Source organism: Gemella cuniculi DSM 15828 (assembly GCF_000425665.1).
Taxonomy (GTDB): Bacteria; Bacillota; Bacilli; order Staphylococcales; family Gemellaceae; genus Gemella; species Gemella cuniculi.
On record NZ_KE384431.1, the window covers coordinates 1 to 25,159 of the forward strand.

Below are 25,159 nucleotides of genomic sequence, written 5' to 3' on the forward strand. Positions count from 1 at the left end.
TCCGTGATGTTTTTGTCGTTATTAACATTTTACACGATTGTTCTTTATGAGTCTTTTTTTATGTCTTACTGTTGCATTTTATTTTACAACTTATCAATTAAAAACAAAGGATTTAGGGATTTATTGAAATAAATAGTAAAATTTAAAACTTTATCTTTTATATATAAAAGAGTAAAAAATAAAGTTAAGAAAATATATTATTTCATTTTGAATTTCTAAAATTAAGGTAATAAAAAAAATATAATTTTCCATGTTAATTTACCTTCTTTCGTTTATTATAAAATGTATTATATTATAAATTGTAAGAAATATCAAATAACAAGAACATAAAGTAGAATGGATATAGTTTATATTCTAATTGTTATGTTAGAAAAAATAACCTAGAAAAAATTTAATTTTATAAATTCTTCCTAAGTTATTTTTTAAGTATTAAAATTTTATTTTGGTATCTATATATTGTTTTAATTCAGAAATAGGTAAACGAGTTTGCCCCATTGTATCCCTATCACGAACGGTTACCATACCATCATTTTCTGATTCAAAATCATAAGTAATGCAGAATGGAGTACCAATTTCATCTTGACGTCTATAACGTTTTCCAATAGAACCAGTTTCATCAAAATCAACCATAAAATCACATGAAAGTTGGTTATATACTTCGATAGCTTTATCGCTAAGTTTTTTAGATAGCGGTAAAATAGCTGCCTTATACGGTGCAAGTGCTGGATGGAAGTTTAATACAGTACGTACATCTCCTTCTCCAACTTGTTCTTCTTTGTACGCATTACATAAAAATGCAAGTAGAACTCTATCAACTCCAACAGATGGTTCTATACAATATGGAATATATTTTTCTTTAGTAATTAAATCTTGATAAGTAAGATCTTGCCCAGAATGTTCCATATGCTGTTTTAAATCATAATCTGTTCTAGATGCTATTCCCCAAAGTTCACCCCAACCAAATGGAAATTTAAATTCAATATCAGTAGTTGCATTTGAATAATGAGAAAGTTCTTCTTTATCATGATCACGAAGACGAATGTTTTCTTTATTCATTCCTAACTCTAATAACCAATTTTCACAAGTATTTTTCCAAGAAGTGTGCCAATTCAATTCTGTTCCAGGCTCACAGAAAAATTCTAATTCCATTTGCTCAAACTCACGAGTTCTAAAAATAAAATTACCTGGTGTAATTTCATTACGGAACGATTTACCAATTTGACCAATACCAAATGGCAATTTTTTTCTCATACTACGCTGAACATTCTTAAAATTAACAAAAATTCCTTGTGCAGTTTCGGGACGTAGGTAAATTTCACTAGTAGCATTTTCCACAACCCCTTGATTAGTTTTAAACATTAGGTTAAATTGTCTGATATTTGTAAAATCATGATTATCACATTCAGGACATTTTATATTTTCACGTTTTATAATATTTTCTAATTCTTCAAAAGGAAGTCCATCTACGACAATATCCTCATTTTTCTCATTGAAATAATATTCCTCAATAAGTTTATCAGCACGAAGACGTGATTTACAAACTTTACAATCCATCATAGGATCGCTAAAATTTCCAATATGTCCAGATGCTTCCCAAGTACGAGGATTCATGAAAATTGCGGCATCTAATCCAACATTATAAGGTGATTCCTGTATAAATTTTTTCCACCATGCCTTTTTAATATTATTTTTCAATTCGATTCCAAGTGGTCCATAATCCCAAGTATTAGCTAATCCACCATAAATTTCAGAACCTTGAAATACAAAACCTCTATTTTTTGCTAAAGATAAGATTTTTTCCATTGTTTTTCCTCCTTAAAATAAAATATCCCTAGACATACACAACGTATATCTAGGGACGAAATAATTTCCGCGGTTCCACCCTAATTAGTAAAACTCATCTTTTTAATATAACAATGTAATTTAATAATGCCAATAAGATTGCTGTACTTTCACCGACAACAGCTCGCTAATATATATAAACATTCTAACACTTAAATAAAAAAGATGCAAGGGTGTTTGTTAAAAAATTAGAAAATAATTTATAAAATGTAAAATAAAATTTAGTAATAAATAAAAGGAAGATAGAAAATAAAGATAATGTATTAGATGGATAAAATACATTATTTTTCTACCTGTGTTTTATGATAGTTCTTAACATATATTTAGAAAAATAAAATAATTTAAAGGGTTATTTAGGTCCTAAGAATTAAGAATAAAGAGTATTGTATTTTTTTGAGAAATTACTGTATATCATTCTCTTTAAATATTTTTTTAGAAAAATATTTAATTTTGGTATGCTAATTTATTACGATTTATTGCAACTGTAAGGTAGAAATGCTATAATGTATTAATATTAAATTACTAAGGAGGTCCTATGAGAATTTCATTGAAAAGAGGAAATATAGTTTATCTTTTAGTAATAGGATTAGTTTATTTTATAGCAGTATTCACTATACCTAGTCTTTTACCACTTACATTAGACGTAAATCTTAAATTAAATATTGTGCTAGGATTAGCATCAGTGGCAACTATAATAATGATAAGTTATTCTTTAAAAGTAAAAAATGATATTGAATCAGGTCAAAAAAAATATGATCTTATAACATTATTTGCAATTGGGATCATTGGGTTTATAGCTATGATGATATTTCAAGTGATGATTAATTCGTTTTTACAATATTTAGCAAGATTTTTTGAATTTCAGACATCAAGCAAAAATACAGATAACATAGTTCAGATTTTAAATTTTAAACCTATATTTGTTTTATACGTTGCTGTATTAGGGCCAATTATGGAAGAATTATTTTTCAGAAAGGCAGTATTTGGATATTTTTATGATATAATGCTAGGTAGTAAAAAATGGATAAGATTTCTAATACCAGCGTGTATAACAGGGATAATTTTCGCAATTCCACACGATGGATTTTCTCCATTAATGATAATATACATAGCCATGTCAATGGTATTTAGCTTTTTATATTTGAAAACAAAAAGTATAATTGCTCCAATGGCAGCACATATTTTAATGAATAGTTTGGTAGTTGCTATACAGCTATTTGTTAAATAAGTTAAGTAGGAGAGGGAAGATGTCGTCAAAAACGTGGTTATCAACAAATTATTTTTTACAATTTGCAGTCAACGGAGTATTTTTACCCTTTTGGATTTTATATTTAACAGGGGTAAAAAATTTAAATATTTTAGAAGCAAGTACTATTTTTTCTATGTTATATTTAGCGAGATTTTTAAGTGGAGTATTTTTGAGCCCATATTTAGTAAAAAAATATAATATGAGTTTATCATTAAAAATTTCTATAGTAGTGGGTTTACTTTTTGCAATTAGTTATGCATTTACTAGTGATAAATTTTTACTAACTATAATAACTTTTATGTTTGGAATGATTTATTTTACAGTGGCCCCATTAGTAGAAAGTTTAGCATCGTTATTTTTGAAAGAAGAAAATATTGATTATGGAAAGGTTAGAACATTTGGTTCGCTCAGCTTTACTTTGGTAGGTATAGCAGTAGGTGGAATAATAGGATATGTTGGAAATAATGCATTGTATTACATTTTATTATTTTTAATAGCTCTATATTTAGTGTTTATATTTTTACCACAACCAAAGTTAGTGAGTTCATTAAAAGTAGAAAAAAATACTCTTAATAAAAATGAAAAAACATATTCTTGGATATTAAAAGATAAGAATGCCCTATTGCTTATTGTAACGATTTTTTTATATCAACTTTCACATACAGCATATAATAATTATAATGCCCTATATTTAGACAGTATGAATATAAATGCAAAATGGTTATCCGGGCTAATTTTAAATATTTCGGTAATTGCAGAAATTTTATTTTTTATTTTTTCAAAAAAGTTAGTGGGGAGAATAAAACCAACTCATCTTCTTGTTTTTTCAGGTATAGGAGCAATAGTTCGTTGGACAGTATTGGGTGCATTTCATAATATTTATATATTTGTTGCTATGCAAACTTTGCACTCGGTAACTTTTGCAGTCGCACATATAGCATTTATTTTAATTTTGAACAAGGGGTTTAATACAGAAAAAATAATTGATATGCAAAATCTGTATACAGCAGTTGGTTTTCAATTAAGTATGGCAGTTGGTTTATATATAATGGGTGCAATTTGGGATATTAATACATCATATGTATTTTATGTTTCAGCAATTATTGCCCTTATAGGAACGCTACTTGCGACAAGGATAAAAGAGAAAAAGTAGGGAAATATGAAAATTTTGGTTTCTACAAAACACTGCCCAATAAATCAGAATATAAAGGGTAGTTTGAGAGATATGTAAATTTTGGTTTCTACAAAACTAACAATATGTGGGGAAGAAGAAAAGGAGTTTGAGAGATATGAAAATTTTGATCTTTATAAAACTGAACTTTGAAATAATTTTCCCACAGAAATTTGGGAGATATGTAAATTAGTTTATGAATTTTTATTGTTTTGTATAAGATTAATAAAAATATAATCATTCTAAAAAATAATTTCAAAATATATTGACAAAATTTTAGAAAAGGTTTACAATTAGAGTATAGAAGAAGAGCTCCTTTAATATAACAGGAGATGAAGTAATTAATTACCTAGTTTTACGGAGCTAGGTCCATGTTCAGAGTATTCAAGCAATACTCTGAATTTTTTGTTTTAGAATTAGATTAATAGACTAAGTTAGTTAAAGATCTAGGTGCTAAATTTACAATTTAATATTAATTTTTAGAACAAAAGTAAGTGAGGAATTAGCAATTAGTATTTTAACTATTTTTCAGTAAAGACAGATTAATATTGCAACTAATTTTAGTTATCAAAATTAAAGTTTTTTGAAAAATTTTTCTATTACTTTAAAATTCAATATTATAAGTATATATGGGATGATTTGAAAAATAATTTTTATAAAATTGTATTTTTTGAGTTACTCCTTATTTTTTTTTGTTTGTATTTTATTTGAATTTCACAAAAAAATTTATAAAAAATTATTTTAATGTTCACTTTTTAAAATAAAAAAAATCATTTTTTAAATTAAAATTCGATTTTCAGTAAGTTATCTCTTGATTTAATTTTAACAAAGGAGTATAATTTGTTTATAAACGGATTTTAATTCTTATTCTCTGAGTTTTAAACTCTAAAAACGAACTTTAAAATGAAAAAGGAGTTGATTTTATGAAAGTAGCAGTCATTATGGGATCAAATTCGGATTATATTACAATGATAGAAACTTGTAAATTATTGGATAAATTTGAAATTCCTTATGATAAAAAAGTTGTTAGTGCACATAGAACACCAGATTTATTAGTTGAATTTTCAAAAAATGCAAAAGCAAATGGTTACTCTTTAATAATTGCAGCAGCAGGTGGAGCGGCCCATTTGCCAGGAATGGTTGCCTCAATGACGACACTTCCTGTAATAGGTGTTCCAATAAAATCAAGTGTCTTAAGTGGGGTTGATTCTTTATACTCAATAGTTCAGATGCCTGCAGGTGTTCCTGTTTTGACAATGGCAATAGGTATTGCAGGAGCAAAAAATGCAGCAATAAGTGCACTGTCAATTTTAGGAATTATGAATGAAAAATATGCAGAAAAGTACAAAGAGTTTAAAAAAGAACAAGAACGAATAGTATTGGAAGAGATGAAATTATGATAAAAACAATTTTGCCAGGAAGTACAATAGGGATTATCGGTGGTGGCCAGCTTGGACGAATGCTTGCTATGAGTGCAAAAGAGATGGGATATAAAATTATTATTTTAGATCCTAGTACAGAATGTTGTGGGAAAATTTTTAGTGATAAATTTATAAATGCCGAGTTTAGTAATTTTGAAAAAATAGAAGAATTATGTAAATTAAGTGATGTTGTTACATTTGAATTTGAAAATATTGATGCTACCGCACTTGCTAGATTAGAAAAAAAATATAACTTAGTTCAAAGCTCTAAGGTATTGAAAATTACACAACATAGATATTTTGAAAAAGAGTTTGCTAGAAGCTTAAATATTCCAACAGTAAAATACATATGTATAGAAGAGAATGTCAATATAGATATAAAAAAAACGTATCTTATGAAAACTTTAAGATTTGGATATGATGGAAAAGGGCAAAAAAGAATTTCTAAAAAAGAAGATATAGAACAACATACGATTTTGGAAGAAATTGTTTCTTTAGATAAGGAAATTTCGGTTGTAGCTGTTAAAGATAAGTTTGAAGTTCAAATAGTTGCAGTTGTGGAGAATGAACATAGAAACAATATTTTGTATCGCTCTAAAATTCCGACTTCGGCGACTAATGAACAAGAAAATTTAGCGATAGAATATACGAAAAGAATTTTAAATAATATAGATTATTATGGTGTACTTACAGTTGAATTTTTTATAAGTGATGGTAAAGTAATTTTCAACGAGATTGCACCAAGAGTTCATAATTCAGGGCATATTACTATGCAATCTGCAACTAAGAGTCAATTCAGAGCGCATATTGAAGCAATTTGTGGGTTGAGAGTAGGAAAAATTATTAATAAAGAAACAACTCTTTATAATATACTAGGACAAGATGAAGAGTATTTTAAAAATTTAATTACAAAAAAACAAGGTTATTTACATCTTTACGAAAAAGAGCCACGAAAAAATAGAAAAATTGGTCATATTAACTTTTACGGAGATATACATTTAGGAGGGCATAATGAGGAATAAAAGAATTTTTGTAAAAAAACGCAAAGGGTATAATCAAGAAGAATTACAACTTAAAAACATTTTAAATTTAGAATATAACCTAGATTTGGAAGATGTGAATATCTATGTAGTTTATGATATTTATAATATTGATGAAGAAACATATAAACTAGCTAAAACTTCTGTTTTTTCTGAAGTCGTTGTTGATGAAGTTTTTGAAAATATTGAGTTAGAAGATGGAAAGTATTTTGCATATGAAGTACTTCCAGCTCAGTATGATCAAAGGGCTGACAGTGCGACTCAGTGTATCAAGTTGCTTAACACGAAAAGTAGTGTAACTGTAAGAAGTGGTAAGCTAGTTATTTTTAATAAAAAATTGACTGCTGATCAAATGAAATTAGTAGAAGATTATTTGGTTAATCCTATTGAGGCTAGAAAGAAAAATTTGGACATTTTAGAATTTTCTTTAGATACTAATCCTAAGCCGTTAAAAAGTTTAACTGGTTTTTTGGAATATTCATCTAAAGAATTGAAAGACTTAAAAAGTGAATTTTCTCTGGCAATGAATGTAGAAGATTTAAAATTTATTCAAGATTATTTTAAGACAGAAAAAAGAGTTCCTACTGAAACGGAAATTTATGTTCTTGATTGTTATTGGAGTGATCATTGTCGGCATACTACATTTGAGACAGTTCTTGATGAAGTTAATATAGAATCAGAATTGTTTAAAAAAGAAATGCAAGATGCTTTTGACTATTACTTAAAAATTAGAAATGAACTAGGCCGAGATGACAAACCACTTACATTAATGGATATGGCAAGTATAATTGGGAAATATCATGTAGGGATATTAAATGATAAAAATATTGAGGTTAGCGAAGAAATCAACGCTTGTTCATTTTTTACTACAATACAAAATAAAGGAAAAGAAGAGCGCTGGTTAATTCAGTTTAAAAATGAAACACATAATCACCCAAGTGAGATTGAACCGTTTGGCGGTGCTAGTACTTGTATTGGTGGTGCAATAAGAGATCCACTATCAGGAAGAAGTTATGTATATCAAGCTATGCGTATTTCGGGAAGTGGGAACATTCTTCAAAAACGTGAAGATACTCTAGAACATAAACTACCACAAGTAGATATTGCTAAAGGAACAGCACATGGAAATTCATCATATGGTAATCAGATAGGACTTTCAACTACTTTTGTCAGAGAAATATACGACGATAGTTATGTGGCAAAACATATGGAAGTTGGTGCGGTAGTTGGTGCAGTTAAGGAAGATGATTATAAACGAGAAAGTTTAGAACCTGGTGATATTGTTGTTATGATTGGCGGACGTACTGGTCGTGATGGTATTCAAGGAGCGAGCGGCTCTAGTGTTGAACATACCAATTCTTCATTAGAAACTATGTCAAGTCAAGTTCAAAAAGGTAATGCACCAGAAGAAAGAAAGTTACAAAGATTATTTAGAAAGTCAGAAGTAACAAAACTTATAAAAAAATGTAATGATTTTGGTGCTGGAGGAGTTTGCGTTTCTATTGGAGAACTGTCTGATGGTATAGAAATTCATTTAGATAAAATTTTGACAAAATACAGTGGTTTAAATGCAACAGAGTTAGCAACAAGCGAATCACAAGAGAGAATGTCCGTGGCAATAGATAAAAGGGATTATGAGAAATTTATTCGTGAGTGTGAAAAAGAAAATATTGAATATTCACATGTAGCAACAGTAACTAATAAAAGACGTTTGGAAATGTATTATTATAATGAAAAAGTAGTTGACATGAGTGCTGACTTCTTGGAAACTAGCGGAGTTAGACAACATGCAATGGCTACTTTAAGAGACAATAATTCAGAAAATCCATTTAGAAACAAAAAATTTAGTAGAAAAAATATATTAGAGGAATTAGGAGATTTAAATGTCACTTGTCAAAAAGGGTTAGTATCGAAATTTGATTCTTCAATTGGTGCTACTACAGTACTTATGCCATTTGCGGGAAAACATAAACTTACACCAGTACAGGCTAGTGTACAGGCAATCCCGACACTTCATTCAACTAGTGATACGGCGACGATACTTACCTATGGATTTATTCCAAAAATTTCACATTATTCTCCATTCTTATCTTCAATCTATGCTGTTTTAGAGTCAATAGCAAAGGTTTATGCAGTGGGAGGAACTAAAGAAAATTTATACTTTTCATTCCAAGAATATTTTGAAAAACTTGGCAAAGATAGTACTAAATGGGGAAAAGTTACTCAAAGTTTATTAGGAAGTATCTATGCTCAAAAAGAAATAGGAAGACCAAGCATTGGAGGTAAAGATAGTATGTCAGGAACATTTAATGATTTAAATGTTGTTGAAACATTAATTTCTTTTGCATGTGCTCCAGTAAAAATAAATGATGTTATTACTCCAGAATTAAAAACTATAGGAAATAAATTATATTATATACCAGTGGCGAAAAATGAAAAAGGTTATCCTGATATTTCAAAAACATTAGAAAGTTATGAACTTTTACATAAATATATAAAAGAAGGGAAAGTTGTTTCAGCTTATGTACAAGAAGAAGGTAGTATTTCCGCTTCTCTAGTAAAAATGTCGTTAGGGAATGATCTAGGATTTGAAGTAGAAAAAGAAAATATTTTGAACTTTGACCCAGCATCTATAGTCGTAGAAGCGACAGAAGATTTGCCATTTGAAAATTTAGGTAAAGTTAGTGATAGAATTATTATTAATAATGAAGTATTTATGCATAAAGATATTTATGAAGCATACACTTCTACATTAAACGAAATTTACCCAATTTATCAAAACGAAGATAAAGGCACTGTGGAAAATTTACATACAGAAAATTTTACAAAAAGATATTATCCAGAAGTTATAGAGGATGTAAAAGTTGTGATTCCAGTATTTCCTGGAACAAACTGTGAGTATGATAGTGAAAAAGCATTTATCGAAGCAGGAGCAACTCCTACAACAGTAGTTATAAGAAACACAAGAGAAAATGATATTGATGAATCTATCGATGAGTTCGTTAGTGAGGTAGAAAAATCACACATTATTATGTTTCCTGGAGGATTTTCAAGTGGTGATGAACCAGATGGAAGTGCTAAATATATAGTCAACTTTTTAAAAAATGAAAAAGTAAAAAATGCAATCCATAAACATTTATCACAAAAAAAATTAATTTTAGGAATTTGTAATGGATTCCAAGCACTGTTGAAATCAGGACTACTTCCTTATGGTCAGATAAAGGAAGTAGCAATAGACGATTTAACCTTGTATAGAAATGATAGTTATGAACATATTTCAACAACCGCATTTACTCGTGTATCAAATACAAATTCTCCATGGTTGCAAGATTTTAATATTGGAGATAAACACGAAGTAGTATTCAGTCATGGAGAAGGAAAAGTAGTAGGCCTTAATATAGAGAAGTTTAGACATTTGATAGCTTTTCAATATTGTGATTTTGATGGAAATGCTACACTTAATGGGAAATTTAATCCTAACGGATCACTTCTAGGAGCAGAAGGATTAGTAAGTGAGAATGGTTTGATTCTTGGAAAAATGGGTCATAGTGAAAGATATGGAGAAACTTTGTATAAAACAAATACATTAAAAGTAAAACAAGATATATTTAAAAATGGTGTAAATTATTTTAAAGGGGAAAAATAAAATGAAATTATTATATGAAGGAAAAGCAAAACAACTTTTTGAATGTAAAAATAAAGATGAGGTTTATGTACATTATAAAAATAGTGCAACAGCATTTAATGGTGAAAAAAAAGAAGAGTTTGATCGTAAAGGAATTTTTAACAATAATATAACTTCTTTGATTTTTGAATATTTAGAAAAAGAAGGTGTTGAAACACATTTTATAAAAAAAATAAATGAAACAGATCAACTTTGTAAACATGTGGCTATTATTCCATTAGAAGTAATAGTAAGAAATATAGTAGCAGGATCAATGGCTAAAAAATATGGTCTAAAAGAGGGAGAAAAATTAATAAAACCAGTGTTTGAACTTAGTTATAAAAATGATGAATTAAATGATCCGTTAATTAATGATGATCATGCAGTAGCGTTAGGAATAGTTACAGATGAAGAACTGTCTAACATAAAAAAGCAAGCATTAAAAATTAATAATTTACTTCAAAAATTATATTTAAAAGCAAATTTAGTTTTGGTAGATTTTAAAATAGAATTTGGAAAAGATAAAAACGGAAAAATTATTTTAGCAGATGAAATTTCTCCAGATACATGTCGGCTATGGGATAAAGAAACTAATGAAAAATTAGATAAAGATAGATTTAGAAGAAATTTAGGTTCTGTAATGGCAGCCTACGAAGAAGTTTTAAGGAGATTAGAAGATGCGAGGGCTTAATGAAGAATGTGGAGTATTTGGAATTTGGGGGCATGCGTCAGCGAGCAACATTACATACTTTGGATTGCATAGTTTACAACACCGTGGGCAAGAAGGTGCTGGAATAGTAGCAACCAACCACGAAAAGTTATATGGGCATAGAGATTTAGGTTTAGTGTCAGAAGTATTTCGTGATAAGAATAAATTGGAAAGATTAGTAGGTACAGCAGCAGTTGGTCATGTTAGATATGCTACATCAGGTAGTAATAGTATTCAAAACATTCAACCATTTCTATTTCATTTTTATGATATGAGTGTAGGTATTTGTCATAATGGTAATTTGATTAATGCAAAAACTTTGCGAAAAGAATTGGAGCAAGATGGAGCAATTTTTCATTCCTCATCTGATACAGAAGTATTGATTCATTTAATCCGTCGCAGCAAGAAAAAAACTTTTAAAGAACAGTTAAAAGAGAGTTTAAAGATTATTAAAGGTGGTTTTACATATTTAGTACTTACAAAAGATGCATTGTATGGAGCAGTTGATCCAAATTGTTTACGACCGCTAGCAATTGGGAAAATGAAAAATGGAGCATATGTAGCAGCTAGTGAAACATGTGCAATTGATGTAGTTGGTGCAGAGTTTGTTTGTAATGTAGGAGCTGGAGAGTTAGTAATTATCAATGATGAAGGGATCCGTATAGAAAAATATACAGAAAAGACACAAGTGGCAATAGCTGCTATGGAATATGTATATTTTGCAAGACCTGATTCTGATATAGCTGGAGTAAATGTTCATACAGCACGTAAAAAAACAGGAAGAAGATTGGCTAGTGAACAACCTGTTCCAGATGCAGATATGGTAATTGGAGTTCCAAATTCATCATTGTCAGCAGCAAGTGGGTATGCAGAAGAAAGTGGATTACCTTATGAAATGGGACTTATTAAAAATCAATATGTTGCAAGAACATTTATTCAACCGACACAAGAATTACGTGAACAAGGCGTAAGAATGAAACTTTCTGCGGTAAAAGGTGTAGTACGTGGAAAAAGTATTGTCTTGGTAGATGATTCAATAGTTCGAGGGACTACATGTAAGAGAATTGTTCAGCTTTTAAAAGAAGCGGGAGCAAGAGAGGTTCATGTAAGAATAGCAGCACCACCATTAATATTCCCAAGTTTTTATGGAATAGATATTTCAACAACGGAAGAATTAATCTCCGCTAATAAAACTACAGAAGAAATCTGTAAAATAATTGGTGCAGATTCTTTAGGATTTTTAAGTGAAAATGGATTAATAGAATCTATAGGTTTAGGATATGATGCACCATATACAGGTTTATGTATGGATTGTTTCAATGGAGATTATTCAGCAGGTTTGTATGATTATAAAGAATCTTATATTAATTCAATGACAGATATTCAAAAAAAATTTTTACAAGAAAGGGGTAAAAACAATGAGTAAAAAATATGAAGAAAGCGGTGTGAGTTTAGAAGCGGGATACGAATCAGTAGAACTTATAAAAAAACATGTTGCACGTACAAAAAATTTAGGAATGTTATCGACTATTGGAAGTTTTGGCGGTTGTTTTGATTTAGGGGCTTATAATTTCAAAAATCCTGTATTAGTTAGTGGAACTGATGGAGTGGGAACTAAACTGAAACTTGCTTTCGAGTTGAATGTTCACAATACAATAGGAATTGATGTTGTAGCCATGTGTGTAAATGATATTTTGGCACAAGGAGCGATTCCATTGTTCTTTTTAGACTATCTAGCAGTAGGAAAAAATTATCCTAAGCAAGTAGAAAGTGTAGTAGAAGGAGTAGCAGAAGGATGCCTTCAAGCAGGATGTGCTATTGTGGGAGGAGAAACTGCAGAAATGTCTGGTTTTTATGAAGATGGAGAATATGATATTGCAGGTTTTTGTGTTGGTGCACAAGAAAAAGAATTATTGTTAAATCCTAAGAATACAAAAGCAGGGCAGATTGTTATCGGGCTTCCATCTAGTGGAGTTCATTCTAATGGTTTTTCATTAGTAAGAAAAATTTTAAAAGACAATAATATTGGTTTAAATGAAAAATTTGGGGATAGCACGGTAGGGGAAACGTTATTAACACCTACTAAAATCTATGTAAAAGAAGTATTACAAGTATTGGAAAAAGTAAAAGTAGCTGGAATCGCACACATAACTGGGGGTGGATTTTATGAAAACTTACCTCGATGTCTAGCTAAAGGCTTAGGTATGAAAATAAATAAAAATTCATATGAAGTACCAGATATTTTTAATTATCTTCAAGAAAAAGGAAATATAGAAAAAGAAGAAATGTACAATATCTTTAATATGGGAGTTGGAATGGTTCTTGTTGTCAATAAAGAAGATGTTGAGAAAACTTTATCACTATTAGATAGTGGTTTTATATTAGGTGAAGTAACAAATGAGAGTGGAATAGAGATAGTATGAAAAGAGTAGCTATATTTGCATCAGGTACAGGTAGTAATTTTGAGAAAATTGCCGATAGTAAAAAACTAAAGGATAAAATAAAAATTGAACTTCTAGTATGCGATAAAAAAGATGCAGCGGTAATAAAAAAAGCAGAAGATAGAAATATACCGACTTATGTATTTTCGGCAAAAAATTTTTCTACGAAAGAGGATTACGAAAAAGAAATTTTAACAAAAGTACAAAACTTAGATTATATTTTCTTAGCAGGATACATGAGAATAATTTCTCCGTATTTTTTAAAAAATTACAAAAAAACTATTCTTAATCTTCACCCATCATTATTACCAAAGTATAAAGGTAAAGATGCGATAAAACAAGCGTATAATGCAGGTGAAAAAGAAATAGGAATCAGTATTCATTATGTTAACGAAGAATTAGATGGTGGAGAGATAATTGCACAAAAATCTTTTAAAGTTTCTAAAGAAGATACATTGGAAGAAATAACGGAGAAAGTTCATAAATTAGAACATGAACTCTATCCGAATGTGATTTTAAAATTAGTAGAGGAGGCACTATGAAAAAGAGGGCTTTAATAAGTGTAAGTGATAAAACAAATATTATAGAATTTGCTAAAGGATTAGAAAAATATGGTTTTGAGATTATTAGTACAGGAGGAACATTTACTCATTTAAAAAATAATGGTGTAAATTGTATTAGTATTGAGGATGTTACTGATTTTCCAGAAATTTTGGAAGGAAGAGTTAAGACACTTCATCCTAAAATACACGGGGGGTTACTTTCAAAAAGAGGAAATGAGTTGCATAATAAACATGTTCAAGAAAATAACATTGAATATATTGATTTAGTATGTGTTAATCTTTATCCATTTGAAGAGACTGTAAAAAAAGATAATGCGAGTGAAGAAGAGATTATAGAAAACATTGATATTGGTGGACCAAGTATGTTAAGGAGTGCAGCTAAAAACTTTAATGATGTGGCTGTGATTACAGATATTTTGGATTATAATTTGATTTTAGATGAATTAGCAAGTGGTGAGATTACTTTAGCAACTCGTAGAAGACTCGCTATAAAAGTATTTAATATAACAGCAGCTTATGATGCTGCTATAGCAAATTATTTTAATAAGGTAGATAAGTTAATTCCAGAAAAATTGACTTTATCGTATAAATTGGAAGATACATTAAGATATGGAGAAAATCCACATCAAAAAGCATATCACTATGTTCAAGATAACGATGAGAGTTATGCACTTCAAAATGCTGTTCAATTACATGGTAAAGCAATGTCATACAATAATATTCAGGACGCTTCTGCTGCACTGGATATTTTATCAGAATTTGATGAAACTGTATGTGTCGCAGTAAAACACATGAATCCATGTGGTGTAGCGATAGGGAAAGATGTTTTTGAAGCATATACTCGTGCATATGAAGCAGATCCAGTTTCAATTTTTGGCGGAATAGTTGCAATTAACGGAAAAATTGATAAAAAAACAGCCGAAAAAATGCATAGTATATTTTTAGAAATTATTTTAGCAAAAGATTATGATGACGAAGCATTAGAAATCTTAACTCAGAAAAAAAATCTTCGCATTTACAGATTGAGTGAGAAAAATAATAATCATGAAAAACAAATTAAAAGCGTGCGTGGTGGAATATTAGTTCAGGATTTTAATAATAAATTGGCTGATGAATATGTAGCTGTTACCGATAAAAAAGTTACTCAAGAACAAAAAGAAGATTTAGAGTTTGGTTTAAAAGTCGTAAAACATGTTAAATCTAATGCAATAGTTGTTGTGAAAAATAAACAGACATTAGGAATAGGTGCTGGCCAAATGAATCGTGTGGGATCTTGTAAAATTGCTCTCGAACAAGCAGGAGATAAAGTAGAAGGTGCAGTATTAGCCTCAGATGCTTTCTTCCCAATGCGTGATAGTGTTGATCTTGCAGCAGAATATAAAATATCAGCAATAGTACAGCCTGGAGGCTCAATAAGAGATAAAGAAAGTATTGATGCTTGTAATGAGAAAGGTGTGGCGATGGTCTTCAGCAAAATCCGCCACTTTAAACATTAATGAGTAGAGTATTAGTAGTAGGTTGTGGTGGAAGAGAGCACGCTATTGCCTACAAATTTTATAAAGAAGGTCATGAAGTTTACATGATTGGAATAAATCCCGCAGTTGAAGAATTTGGAATTTGTGCAGAAATAGAAGAGAAGGAAATACCGAACTACGCATTAGAAAATAAAATAGATTTAGTATTTGTTGGGCCAGAAATTCCATTAGTAAATGGATTAATTGATAAGCTGCAAGAAAAAAATATAAAAGCATTTGGACCAAGTAAAAAAGCTGCACAGTTAGAAGGCAGTAAAGTATTTTCTAAAATGATGATGAAGAAATATAATATACCGACTGCCAAACATAAAAGTTTTAGCAAGTATGAAGATGCAAAAGATTACTTGGAAAAACAAAGTATGCCAGTAGTTTTGAAAGCTGATGGTTTAGCAGCAGGTAAAGGTGTAGTTATAGTTTATACTATGGAAGAAGCACGGTATGAACTTAAAGAAATGATGTGTCATGCAAAATTTAGTGAAGCTGGGGCAAGTGTAGTAATTGAAGAATTTCTTCAAGGTGAAGAATTTTCATTAATGTGTTTTGTTTCAGACAAAAAAGTTTATCCAATGGAGATAGCCCAAGATCATAAACGTGCATTTGATAATGATAAAGGTTTAAACACAGGAGGTATGGGAGCTTATTTACCATTAAAAAAAATTACACAAGAAGATATAAATCAAGGTGTTGAAAAAGTAGTTCAACCAATAGTTAACGCTATGAGCGAAGAAGGAATGCCATTTTATGGAATACTTTATGCAGGTCTTATGAAGTGTGTGGATGGTGTTAAAACAATAGAATTTAATGTGCGTTTTGGTGATCCAGAAAGTGAAGTTTTACTATTAAAACTAGAAAGTAGTTTATACGAAATAGCAAATAATATAATAGAAGGAAAAGAAATAGAATTAAAATGGAATAGCAATGCGTGTATAGGTGTTGTACTGGCTGCAAAAGGTTATCCTGAAAAAAGTAAAAAAGGTGGAATAATAAAAGGGTTAGAAAAATTAACAACTCCAGTATTTCATATGGGAACAAAAAAAATAAATGATGAGATTGTTGTTAATGGGGGACGTGTTTTATTAATATGTGCAAGCGGAAAAGACTTGCCAGAAGCACGACAAAAAGTATATAATGAGATAGGAAAAATAGAAAGTGAAGATTTATTTTTCCGAACTGATATTGGTCACTTATCATTGTAGTTATATTTCAATCAAAAAATTTAGTAGAATAAATTGAAAAAAATTATACTTGAAAAAATATATAATACAATGATTATAATTAGAAATTAAAATTAGGAGATATTTTAATGATAGAAAGATATAGTAGAGAACCTATGCGTAGCATTTTTAGTGATGAAAATCGTTTTAAGGCATACTTGGAAGTTGAACTTTATGCAACTGAAGCATGGAGCAAACTCGGTGTTGTGCCAGAAAATGATGTAGAAAAATTATTTCAAAATGCAAAATTTGATTTAGAAGGTATATTAGAATTAGAAAAAGAAACAAAGCATGATATAGTTGCCTTCACAAGAAATGTATCTAGTTACCTAGGAGAAGAAAAAAAATGGGTTCATTATGGACTTACATCTACTGATGTGGTTGATACTGCCTATGGGTATTTATACAAACAAGCCAACGATATTTTATTAGAAGATTTATTGAAATTTCAAGAAGTTTTAAAAGAAAAAGCACTTCAATATAAGTTTACACCTTGTATTGGTCGAACACATGGAGTACACGCTGATATAAGCAGTTTTGGATTAAAATTTGCTCTATATTATGATGAATTTAATCGACATGTAAAAAGATTTAAAGAAGTTAGAAAAATTATTGAAGTAGGTAAAATCTCTGGAGCAGTAGGAACGTTTTCTAACACACCACCAGAAGTTCAAGATTATGTTTGTGAAAAATTGGGAATAGAGTCTAGTAATATTTCGACACAAACATTACAACGTGATAGACATGCAGATTACTATTCGACTTTAGCTTTAATAGCGAGCTCAATAGAAAAAATTGGTGTAGAGATAAGACATCTTCAACGTACAGAAGTAAGAGAAGCGGAAGAATTTTTCTCCAAAAATCAAAAAGGATCTAGTGCTATGCCACATAAAAGAAATCCAATCTCAAGTGAAAATATGGCAGGATGTGCAAGAATTATGCGTGGATATATGTTGGCAGCTTATGAAAATATTCCACTATGGCATGAAAGAGATATATCTCACTCAAGTGCAGAGCGTATATTAAGTAGCGATGCTACAACTTTATTAGATTACATGCTAAATAGATTTACAAATGTTGTTAAAAATTTGACAGTATTTACTGATAATATGATTAAAAATATTTATGCAACAAATGGCGTTATTTTTGCTCAAAGAACAATGAGTAATTTAATAGAAAAATATAATTTTTCTCGAGAAGAATCTTATGATTTGGTACAACCATTAGCGATGAAATCATGGTTTGAAAATATACCATTTAAACTGTTACTAGAAGAAAATGAAACAATAAGAGAAGTTATGTCCAAAGAAGTATTGGATAGTTGCTTTGATTTAAATGTTCATCTAGTAAATATTGATAAAATCTATAAACGTATCCCTGGATTAGAAGATTAATAAAGTTAAACAGATTATTAGTAAAAGTATAATATAGTAAAATAAGTTCCCAAAAAGAGAGGTAATAAAATGAAGTCAGATTTTCAAATTTCAAATGAATGTGAAAAAAAACATATTGTAGAAGTTGCAGCAAAGTTAGGTATTAAAGAAGAAGAATTAATTCTTTATGGAAACCACAAAGCAAAAATTCAAACAAAAAATATAAAAAATGATATTAAAGAAGAAGCAAAATTGATTTTAGTTACTGCTATAAATCCAACATCAAGCGGTGAAGGGAAATCTACAGTAACCATAGGATTATCTGATGCATTAAATAAAATCGGAAAAAAATCATGCGTTGCACTACGTGAACCATCGCTAGGACCAGTTTTAGGTAGAAAAGGAGGTGCTGCTGGTGGAGGATATGCCCAGGTAGTTCCTATGGAAGAAATTAATTTGCATTTTACTGGGGATATGCATGCTATCACAACAGCACACAATGCAATAGCTGTGTTGGTCAATAATCATGTTTTTCAAGGTAACGAATTAGATATAGAAAAAATAGTATTTAATCGTGTAATGGATATGAATGCAAGAGATCTTCGTCATATTAAAGTTAATGCAGGAACAGATTTAGAAAGAGAAGATGGTTTTGATATTACGGTTGCTAGCGAAATAATGGCTATTTTATGTTTATCAGAAAGTTTGGGAGATTTAAAAGAAAAACTAAAAAATATTTTAGTTGCATATACTTCAAAAGGAGAACCGATTTTCCTAAAAGATTTAAAAATCGAAGGTGTAATTACTTCATTACTAAAAGATGCAATTAAACCAAATATAGTTCAAACATTAGAAAATAATCCAGCAATAATTCATGGTGGACCATTTGCAAATATTGCACACGGATGCAACTCAATTTTAGCAACTAAGACAGCTTTAAAATATGCAGATTATGTTATAACTGAAGCAGGCTTTGGTGCTGATCTTGGTGCGGAGAAATTTTTAGATATTAAGTGTCGTAAATCAGGATTGAAACCAAAAGTCGCAGTAGTGGTAGCAACGATAAAAGCCCTAAAACTTCATGGTAATATTGAAGAAAAAGATTTGAAAGAAGAAAATCTAGAAGCATTAGCAAAAGGTGTTGAAAACTTAGAAAAACATATAGAAAATCTTAAAAAATATAATTTGCCAATAGTAGTAGCTCTGAATGTTTTTGTTACAGACACAGAAAACGAACTTGCATTTTTAGAGGAATGGGCACTTAAGCAAGGTGTTAAATTATCAAGAACAGAAGTTTGGGAAAAAGGTGGAGCTGGTGGTATTGACCTTGCCCAAAAAGTAATTGAAGCAGCAGAAAATAATAATGAAGAATTAAAATTACTTTATAATGATGAAGCATCAATCATAGAAAAAATCGAAACAATCTGTCAGGAAATATATGGAGCAGATGGTGTTAATATAGCAGATAATGTAAAAGAAGAAATAGCAAAAATAGAAAAATTAGGTTTTAAAAAATTACCTGTATGTATGGCTAAAACGCCAGCTTCATTAACCGACAATGCAAAATTAAAAGGGCGACCACATGGATTTAAGATTACAATTAATGATGTGAAGTTAAGAAGTGGAGCAGGTTTTGTAGTTGTATACGCTAATAAAGTATTAACAATGCCAGGATTACCCAAAGTTCCAAGTGCATTGAATATTGATATTGATGAAGAAACTGAAACTATTTTAGGAATTTTTTAGAATTAAAAGAAATTTAATTTTATTTCACGTATTTTTAAAACAAAAATATATAAAAATAAGGTAAATTATGATATAATATATATGTTTGAGTTTAAAAAATATAATATACTATGTCATAGCCGAATATTTCGACAAAGTAGTTTAAGTATTTAATTAAATAAAAACCTTTATATTCAATTTAAAAACTTACTTTTATAGGAGGATGACTTATGTCTACAATAGTAGTAGTTGGATCACAGTGGGGAGACGAAGGAAAAGGAAAAATAACAGATTTTCTAGCAGAAGGTGCTGATGTTATTGCACGTTATCAAGGTGGTAACAATGCGGGACATACGATAAAATTTGATGGAAAAACATATAAATTACAGTTAATTCCATCAGGAATTTTTAATGAAGATAAATTATCAGTAATCGGGAATGGTTTAGTAGTTGATCCTAAATGGTTATGTGGAGAGATTAATAAATTAAAAGAAAGTGGAGTTACTTGTAAAGGTTTAAGAATATCTAATAGAGCACATGTAGTTCTTCCTTATCATTTAAAATTAGATGAAGTAGAAGAAGCACGACGTGGAGAAAATAAGATAGGTACAACAAAAAAAGGAATTGGTCCTGCATATGTTGATAAATACAAACGATGTGGAATCCGTGTAGCAGATTTATTAGATAAAGCATTATTTAAGAAAAAATTAGAACAAAACTTGATCGAAAAAAATGAAGTGTTTGAAAAAATTTATGGCGTAGAAGGATTCACGGTAGAAGAAATATACAATGAGTATTTTGAATATGGAAAACAATTAGCCGAATATGTGACTGATACATCAAAAGTATTAGAGGATGCGGAAAAATCAAATAAAAATATTTTATTTGAAGGTGCGCAAGGTGTTATGTTGGATATAGACCATGGAACTTATCCTTATGTTACATCATCTAATCCAAGTGCAGGTGGTATTACTGTAGGAAATGGTTTCGTTCCTACAAAAGGATTAAAAGTTTTAGGTATTAGTAAAGCATATACTTCTCGTGTAGGTGATGGACCATTTCCAACAGAATTATTTGATGAAGTTGGTGACACTATCCGTGAAGTTGGTCATGAGTATGGAACAGTTACAAAACGTCCACGAAGAATTGGATGGTTTGATACTGTGGTAATGCGTCATTCTGCTCGTGTATCTGGAATGACTAATCTTTCGGTAAACTGTCTTGATGTTTTAAGCGGCTTAAAAGAAATTAAAATTTGTACAGCTTATGATTACAATGGGAAAATTTTAACAGAATATCCAGCTAACGAAAATATTATAAAAGATTGTAAGCCAATATATGAAACTCTTCCAGGATTTGATGAAGATATCACAGAAGTTAGCACATTGGAAGAACTTCCTGAAAATGCTAGAAATTATTTGAAAAAAATTGAAGAATTGGTAGGCGTAAAAATTTCTATCTTCTCAACCGGTCCAGACAGGAAACAAACACACTTATTAGAAGACTTATGGAAATAAAAAACTAGTATAAAATAATATAAAAATGAATTGATAAAAAATCAATTCATTTTTTATTTTATTTCATCTCCAATTCACTTGAACTTGGTATATTGACATTAGTGTAGTTAATTAGTTTTAAATTAATAGTGGAAGTTGGAAAGAGAGTTTTGTTTAGTCATATGGGAGAAAATGAAAATTAGAATTTATTATAATGTCTTTAAATGTAAAAAAATATTATTTTGCCTTTGAATTTTAAACTATAATTTAAAATTTTCTGACTAAAAAAATTATGAGGTGAAAATATATGTCAATATTCAAAAAAGCATTGCTTTATATAACTAGAAAAAAATTAAAAACGATAATAATATTTTTTATTCTAGTAAGTATGTCCACGATGGTTTTAAGTACAATTTCCATAAAAAAATCAACGGACAATTTAGCCAAAGAAACTTTTAAAAATATAACTAGTAGTTTCTCTATGGAAATAAATAGGAGAACAAATCCAGGAACACCGAGAGGTGCTGGTAATATTGTAGGGAAAGATATTGAGCAGGTTAAAAATATTCCTGGTATAAAAAAATATATAAAAAGAATGAGTGTATCAGCTGATTTAGTAGATTTAGAACCTTTAAAATTAGCTAATCACAGACTTGAAGAGCAAAATTCAGAAAATAAAAAACGATTTTCTAAAACAGTTATTGTAACTGGAACAAATGATTCTTCATTGGATGATAGATTTTCTGCTGAAACGTTGAAACTAGTACAAGGTAGACATTTGCAGGAATCTGACAGTAATAGTGTTTTAGTTCATGAAGATTTCGCTAAAAAAAATAATTTAAAATTAGGGGATAAAATTAAATTAAAAGGAAATCCACATGATGCAGATAATGAAAAAAAATCTGAAAGAGAAACTGAAGTAACAGTAGTAGGTATGTTTACAGGGAAAAACAAAGGGAATACTACTAGTCATATGGAGTTGTATGATAATATATTTATTACAGATACAACAACAACTAAAACATTATATGATTATGAAGATGGAAAAGAAATCTACCAAGATGCTATATTCTTAGTTGATGGAAAAGATAATTTAGATAAAGTAATAACAGAAGCAAAAAAACTACCTATTAACTGGAGACTATTTAATTTAGTAAAAAGTAATCAAAACTTCCCAGTATTACAAAAATCTTTAGATTCTATATATGGTATAACTAATGGTGTCTTTGTAGGAACATTAATATTTAGTGTAATTACCCTTTCACTTATTTTATTCTTATGGATTAATGGACGAAGAAAAGAAATTGGTGTTAATCTTGCACTAGGTGTTTCTAAAGCTAAGATAATAGGTCAGTATGTAGTAGAATTAGTGTTAATCAGTATACCAAGTTTTGTTGTTTCATACTTCTTAGGACGAGCGATCAGTCAAAGTATTGGTAATCAAATCTTATCACAATCAATAAAAACTGTTTCGAAAAGTGTAGCGAATGAAACTAAAGGAGTAATGTACGGAGCGAATGCAGAAGTAGAAGGTGCAAGTAAAATGATAACATCAATAGATGTTAGTGTTAATCCGGCAGATATGGCGAGTGTTGTAGGTATAGGATTAGCTATAATTATTGTAGCAATTTGCATAGCATCGATTCGATTAGCTTATAAAAAACCAAAAGAATTATTATCTAATATTAATTAGTCATAATAATATATAGGTAAACAACATAAGTTAGCGAAAGGAGTTATACATATGCCAGTTTTTAAAAGAGCTTATCTGTATATTATTAGAAAAAAAGTAAAGAGTGTAATAATGTTTTTGTTGTTAACTATAATATCAACTTTATTACTAAGCAGTAATATTTTAAATAATACTACTAAGAGTATTTCTAATAAAATTTATGAAAATTCTAGCTTTGGCTTTACTGTAGAAAATACATCAAAAACTAATAAAGAGATTCCAATGACAAAATTGGATGAGATTTCTAAATTACCAGAAGTCAAAAACTCTAATTACAAATTTTCAACACCAGTAAAAGTTTTAAATAAAAAAGTAGTAGAAGGAAAAGGGAACGTTGTTTTAAACGAAGATGTCAAAAAACCAAATCTTGTTATGTTAAATGCGAATACAACTACTTCCCAAAATTCAGATTTCAAAAGCGAAGTATTAAAGTTAGAAAAAGGTAGACACATAGAAGCAACAGATAAATATAAAGTTTTAGTTCATGAAGAATTTGCAAAATTAAATGGACTTGACATAGGAAGTAAAATTGAATTAGAAAAAAATGAAGGTGAAAATAAAAACACTACTTCAAAAAAAGAATACGAAGTAGTAGGAATTTATTCAGGGAAGAAAAGTAATGACTTTCAAGGTTTAAGTTCAGACCTTATAGAAAATACTGTATATACTGATTATAATTCCAGTCAAGAACTAATGAAATTTTCAAAAAATGATTTTAAAGTTACTTCTGTGGATTATTTTGTAAAAGATCCGAAAAAATTAGAAGAAACTATTCAATCAGTAAAAAAATTGTCTATAGATGAGATTGAAGTATCAAAATCAAATAAAAATTTTCAAACTGTTATTGCTTCACTACAGAGTATAGAAAAAATAATTAATCTTGTGAGAATAGGAAGTATAATCAGTAGTGTGATAATATTATCACTAGTGTTAATATTTTGGTTGAGAGAAAGATTGTATGAAATAGGGGTATTGTTATCTATAGGTAATTCTAAAATAAAAATTGTAACTCAACAGATATTGGAATTAATTTTTATTTCAATATTTAGTATAACAATATCTAGTATTATTGAAAGTGTAATTTTAAAATATGGAATAAAAAGTGTAGTAGAGAAATTAGGTACAGAGGATTTACCAGAAGCGATTTCTCAACAAATACTAAATGTAAAAGTAGGAATAGGGGATATTACGTTAGTATCAATAATATTATTCTTAATTATAGTTTTTGCGGTTGGAGCAACATCAATGATTATACTAAGAATGAAACCAAAAGATATTTTATCAAAAATGAGTTAAGAGAGGAATAAGAATATATGTCAATTTTGAAAATTAAAAATGTTAGTTATTCATATGAAAATAAAAAAGAAAAAGTGTTGAAAAATCTAAATGTAGAATTTGAAGCTGGAAAATTTTACGCAATAATAGGGAAATCCGGTGCAGGAAAATCTACACTATTGTCACTGTTAGCGGGACTAGATACACCAACTAGTGGAAAAATATTATTCAATGACGAGGACATAGAAGAAAAAGGATACAGTTATCATAGAAGTCATCAAATTTCTTTAGTTTTCCAAAGTTATAATCTAATCGATTATTTAACACCATTAGAAAATTTAAAATTAGTATCTTCTTCAGCGAATAAAGATATTCTTTTACAATTAGGTCTAGAAGAAGATCAAATAAATAGAAATATTATGAAATTATCAGGAGGTCAACAACAAAGGGTAGCGATAGCTAGAGCACTTGTGTCACAAGCGCCAATTATATTAGCAGACGAACCCACAGGTAACTTAGACGAAAATACAGCAGAAGACATTATTAAAATATTAAAAGATTCAGCAAAGGAAAGGAACAAATGCGTAATCGTTGTAACACACAGCAATCAATTATCGAAAGCAGCGGATGTCGTGTTACAATTACAAGATAAAAAACTAAAAGTAGTATAAAATGTAATCAATAAAATATAAAACATATGAAATTCGGA

Annotated in this window: 18 protein-coding genes; 17 read left to right on the forward strand and 1 reads right to left on the reverse strand. The window is 29.3% G+C overall.

Translation table 11 applies throughout. From position 1 onward, the window contains the following. Positions 1–429 precede the first annotated feature (429 nt). Positions 430–1,803, reverse strand: a complete 1,374-nt coding sequence (locus H612_RS0104670) for a glycine--tRNA ligase (protein WP_027130382.1) — start codon at positions 1,801–1,803, stop codon at positions 430–432. Positions 1,804–2,377: 574 nt separating this feature from the next. Here H612_RS0104670 and H612_RS0104675 point away from each other — a divergent pair. The 17 genes from H612_RS0104675 (at position 2,378) to H612_RS0104760 (ending at position 25,121) form a co-directional block, all read left to right on the forward strand. Then, entirely contained in the window at positions 2,378–3,070 is a 693-nt protein-coding gene (locus H612_RS0104675) for a CPBP family intramembrane glutamic endopeptidase (protein ID WP_027130383.1), read from the forward strand. Positions 3,071–3,089: 19 nt separating this feature from the next. Continuing rightward, positions 3,090–4,244: an MFS transporter gene (locus H612_RS0104680; protein ID WP_027130384.1), complete on the forward strand. Its 1,155-nt coding sequence runs from the start codon at positions 3,090–3,092 to the stop codon at positions 4,242–4,244. 941 nt (positions 4,245–5,185) lie between these two features. Next, positions 5,186–5,662: a 5-(carboxyamino)imidazole ribonucleotide mutase gene (gene purE / locus H612_RS0104690; RefSeq protein WP_027130385.1), complete on the forward strand. Its 477-nt coding sequence runs from the start codon at positions 5,186–5,188 to the stop codon at positions 5,660–5,662. Then, on the forward strand, positions 5,659–6,705 hold the full coding sequence (locus tag H612_RS0104695; RefSeq protein ID WP_027130386.1) for a 5-(carboxyamino)imidazole ribonucleotide synthase: 1,047 nt from the start codon (positions 5,659–5,661) through the stop codon (positions 6,703–6,705). The genes purE and H612_RS0104695 overlap by 4 nt, the downstream gene beginning before the upstream one ends. Continuing rightward, positions 6,695–10,369 carry a phosphoribosylformylglycinamidine synthase gene (locus tag H612_RS0104700; RefSeq protein WP_027130387.1) on the forward strand — a complete coding sequence of 1,225 codons (3,675 nt, stop codon included), beginning with the start codon at positions 6,695–6,697 and terminating at the stop codon, positions 10,367–10,369. The genes H612_RS0104695 and H612_RS0104700 overlap by 11 nt, the downstream gene beginning before the upstream one ends. A 1-nt stretch (position 10,370) precedes the next feature. After that, positions 10,371–11,078: a phosphoribosylaminoimidazolesuccinocarboxamide synthase gene (gene purC / locus H612_RS0104705; protein WP_035500354.1), complete on the forward strand. Its 708-nt coding sequence runs from the start codon at positions 10,371–10,373 to the stop codon at positions 11,076–11,078. Continuing rightward, entirely contained in the window at positions 11,065–12,522 is a 1,458-nt protein-coding gene (gene purF / locus H612_RS0104710; protein WP_027130389.1) for an amidophosphoribosyltransferase, read from the forward strand. The genes purC and purF overlap by 14 nt, the downstream gene beginning before the upstream one ends. Continuing rightward, a complete protein-coding gene (gene purM / locus H612_RS0104715; protein ID WP_027130390.1) occupies positions 12,515–13,519 on the forward strand; it encodes a phosphoribosylformylglycinamidine cyclo-ligase in 1,005 nt (334 codons plus the stop codon). The genes purF and purM overlap by 8 nt, the downstream gene beginning before the upstream one ends. Beyond that, positions 13,516–14,079, forward strand: coding sequence for a phosphoribosylglycinamide formyltransferase (purN, locus tag H612_RS0104720; protein WP_027130391.1), 564 nt, complete (start codon positions 13,516–13,518; stop codon positions 14,077–14,079). Before purM ends, purN begins: the two co-directional genes overlap by 4 nt. Beyond that, complete coding sequence (gene purH, locus H612_RS0104725) at positions 14,076–15,596, forward strand: bifunctional phosphoribosylaminoimidazolecarboxamide formyltransferase/IMP cyclohydrolase (RefSeq protein ID WP_027130392.1); 1,521 nt, start codon at positions 14,076–14,078, stop codon at positions 15,594–15,596. Before purN ends, purH begins: the two co-directional genes overlap by 4 nt. Further along, complete coding sequence (gene purD, locus H612_RS0104730) at positions 15,596–16,831, forward strand: phosphoribosylamine--glycine ligase (RefSeq protein ID WP_027130393.1); 1,236 nt, start codon at positions 15,596–15,598, stop codon at positions 16,829–16,831. The genes purH and purD overlap by 1 nt, the downstream gene beginning before the upstream one ends. A 107-nt stretch (positions 16,832–16,938) precedes the next feature. Then, a complete protein-coding gene (gene purB, locus H612_RS0104735; RefSeq protein ID WP_027130394.1) occupies positions 16,939–18,243 on the forward strand; it encodes an adenylosuccinate lyase in 1,305 nt (434 codons plus the stop codon). Between the two features lie 69 nt (positions 18,244–18,312). Then, positions 18,313–19,968, forward strand: coding sequence for a formate--tetrahydrofolate ligase (locus H612_RS0104740; protein WP_027130395.1), 1,656 nt, complete (start codon positions 18,313–18,315; stop codon positions 19,966–19,968). A 209-nt stretch (positions 19,969–20,177) separates the two neighbouring features. Further along, entirely contained in the window at positions 20,178–21,464 is a 1,287-nt protein-coding gene (locus tag H612_RS0104745) for an adenylosuccinate synthase (RefSeq protein WP_027130396.1), read from the forward strand. Positions 21,465–21,750: 286 nt separating this feature from the next. Beyond that, positions 21,751–23,136 carry an ABC transporter permease gene (locus tag H612_RS0104750; RefSeq protein ID WP_027130397.1) on the forward strand — a complete coding sequence of 462 codons (1,386 nt, stop codon included), beginning with the start codon at positions 21,751–21,753 and terminating at the stop codon, positions 23,134–23,136. A gap of 51 nt (positions 23,137–23,187) precedes the next feature. Then, positions 23,188–24,471: an FtsX-like permease family protein gene (locus H612_RS0104755; RefSeq protein WP_027130398.1), complete on the forward strand. Its 1,284-nt coding sequence runs from the start codon at positions 23,188–23,190 to the stop codon at positions 24,469–24,471. 17 nt (positions 24,472–24,488) lie between these two features. Continuing rightward, positions 24,489–25,121, forward strand: coding sequence for an ABC transporter ATP-binding protein (locus H612_RS0104760; protein WP_027130399.1), 633 nt, complete (start codon positions 24,489–24,491; stop codon positions 25,119–25,121). Positions 25,122–25,159 lie beyond the last annotated feature (38 nt).

Coding starts and splice junctions, on each gene's coding strand:
- H612_RS0104670 (WP_027130382.1), bottom strand. CDS start 1,803: ATGGAAAAAATCTTATCTTTAGCAAAAAATAGAGGTTTTGTATTTCAA.
- H612_RS0104675 (WP_027130383.1), top strand. CDS start 2,378: ATGAGAATTTCATTGAAAAGAGGAAATATAGTTTATCTTTTAGTAATA.
- H612_RS0104680 (WP_027130384.1), top strand. CDS start 3,090: ATGTCGTCAAAAACGTGGTTATCAACAAATTATTTTTTACAATTTGCA.
- purE (WP_027130385.1), top strand. CDS start 5,186: ATGAAAGTAGCAGTCATTATGGGATCAAATTCGGATTATATTACAATG.
- H612_RS0104695 (WP_027130386.1), top strand. CDS start 5,659: ATGATAAAAACAATTTTGCCAGGAAGTACAATAGGGATTATCGGTGGT.
- H612_RS0104700 (WP_027130387.1), top strand. CDS start 6,695: ATGAGGAATAAAAGAATTTTTGTAAAAAAACGCAAAGGGTATAATCAA.
- purC (WP_035500354.1), top strand. CDS start 10,371: ATGAAATTATTATATGAAGGAAAAGCAAAACAACTTTTTGAATGTAAA.
- purF (WP_027130389.1), top strand. CDS start 11,065: ATGCGAGGGCTTAATGAAGAATGTGGAGTATTTGGAATTTGGGGGCAT.
- purM (WP_027130390.1), top strand. CDS start 12,515: ATGAGTAAAAAATATGAAGAAAGCGGTGTGAGTTTAGAAGCGGGATAC.
- purN (WP_027130391.1), top strand. CDS start 13,516: ATGAAAAGAGTAGCTATATTTGCATCAGGTACAGGTAGTAATTTTGAG.
- purH (WP_027130392.1), top strand. CDS start 14,076: ATGAAAAAGAGGGCTTTAATAAGTGTAAGTGATAAAACAAATATTATA.
- purD (WP_027130393.1), top strand. CDS start 15,596: ATGAGTAGAGTATTAGTAGTAGGTTGTGGTGGAAGAGAGCACGCTATT.
- purB (WP_027130394.1), top strand. CDS start 16,939: ATGATAGAAAGATATAGTAGAGAACCTATGCGTAGCATTTTTAGTGAT.
- H612_RS0104740 (WP_027130395.1), top strand. CDS start 18,313: ATGAAGTCAGATTTTCAAATTTCAAATGAATGTGAAAAAAAACATATT.
- H612_RS0104745 (WP_027130396.1), top strand. CDS start 20,178: ATGTCTACAATAGTAGTAGTTGGATCACAGTGGGGAGACGAAGGAAAA.
- H612_RS0104750 (WP_027130397.1), top strand. CDS start 21,751: ATGTCAATATTCAAAAAAGCATTGCTTTATATAACTAGAAAAAAATTA.
- H612_RS0104755 (WP_027130398.1), top strand. CDS start 23,188: ATGCCAGTTTTTAAAAGAGCTTATCTGTATATTATTAGAAAAAAAGTA.
- H612_RS0104760 (WP_027130399.1), top strand. CDS start 24,489: ATGTCAATTTTGAAAATTAAAAATGTTAGTTATTCATATGAAAATAAA.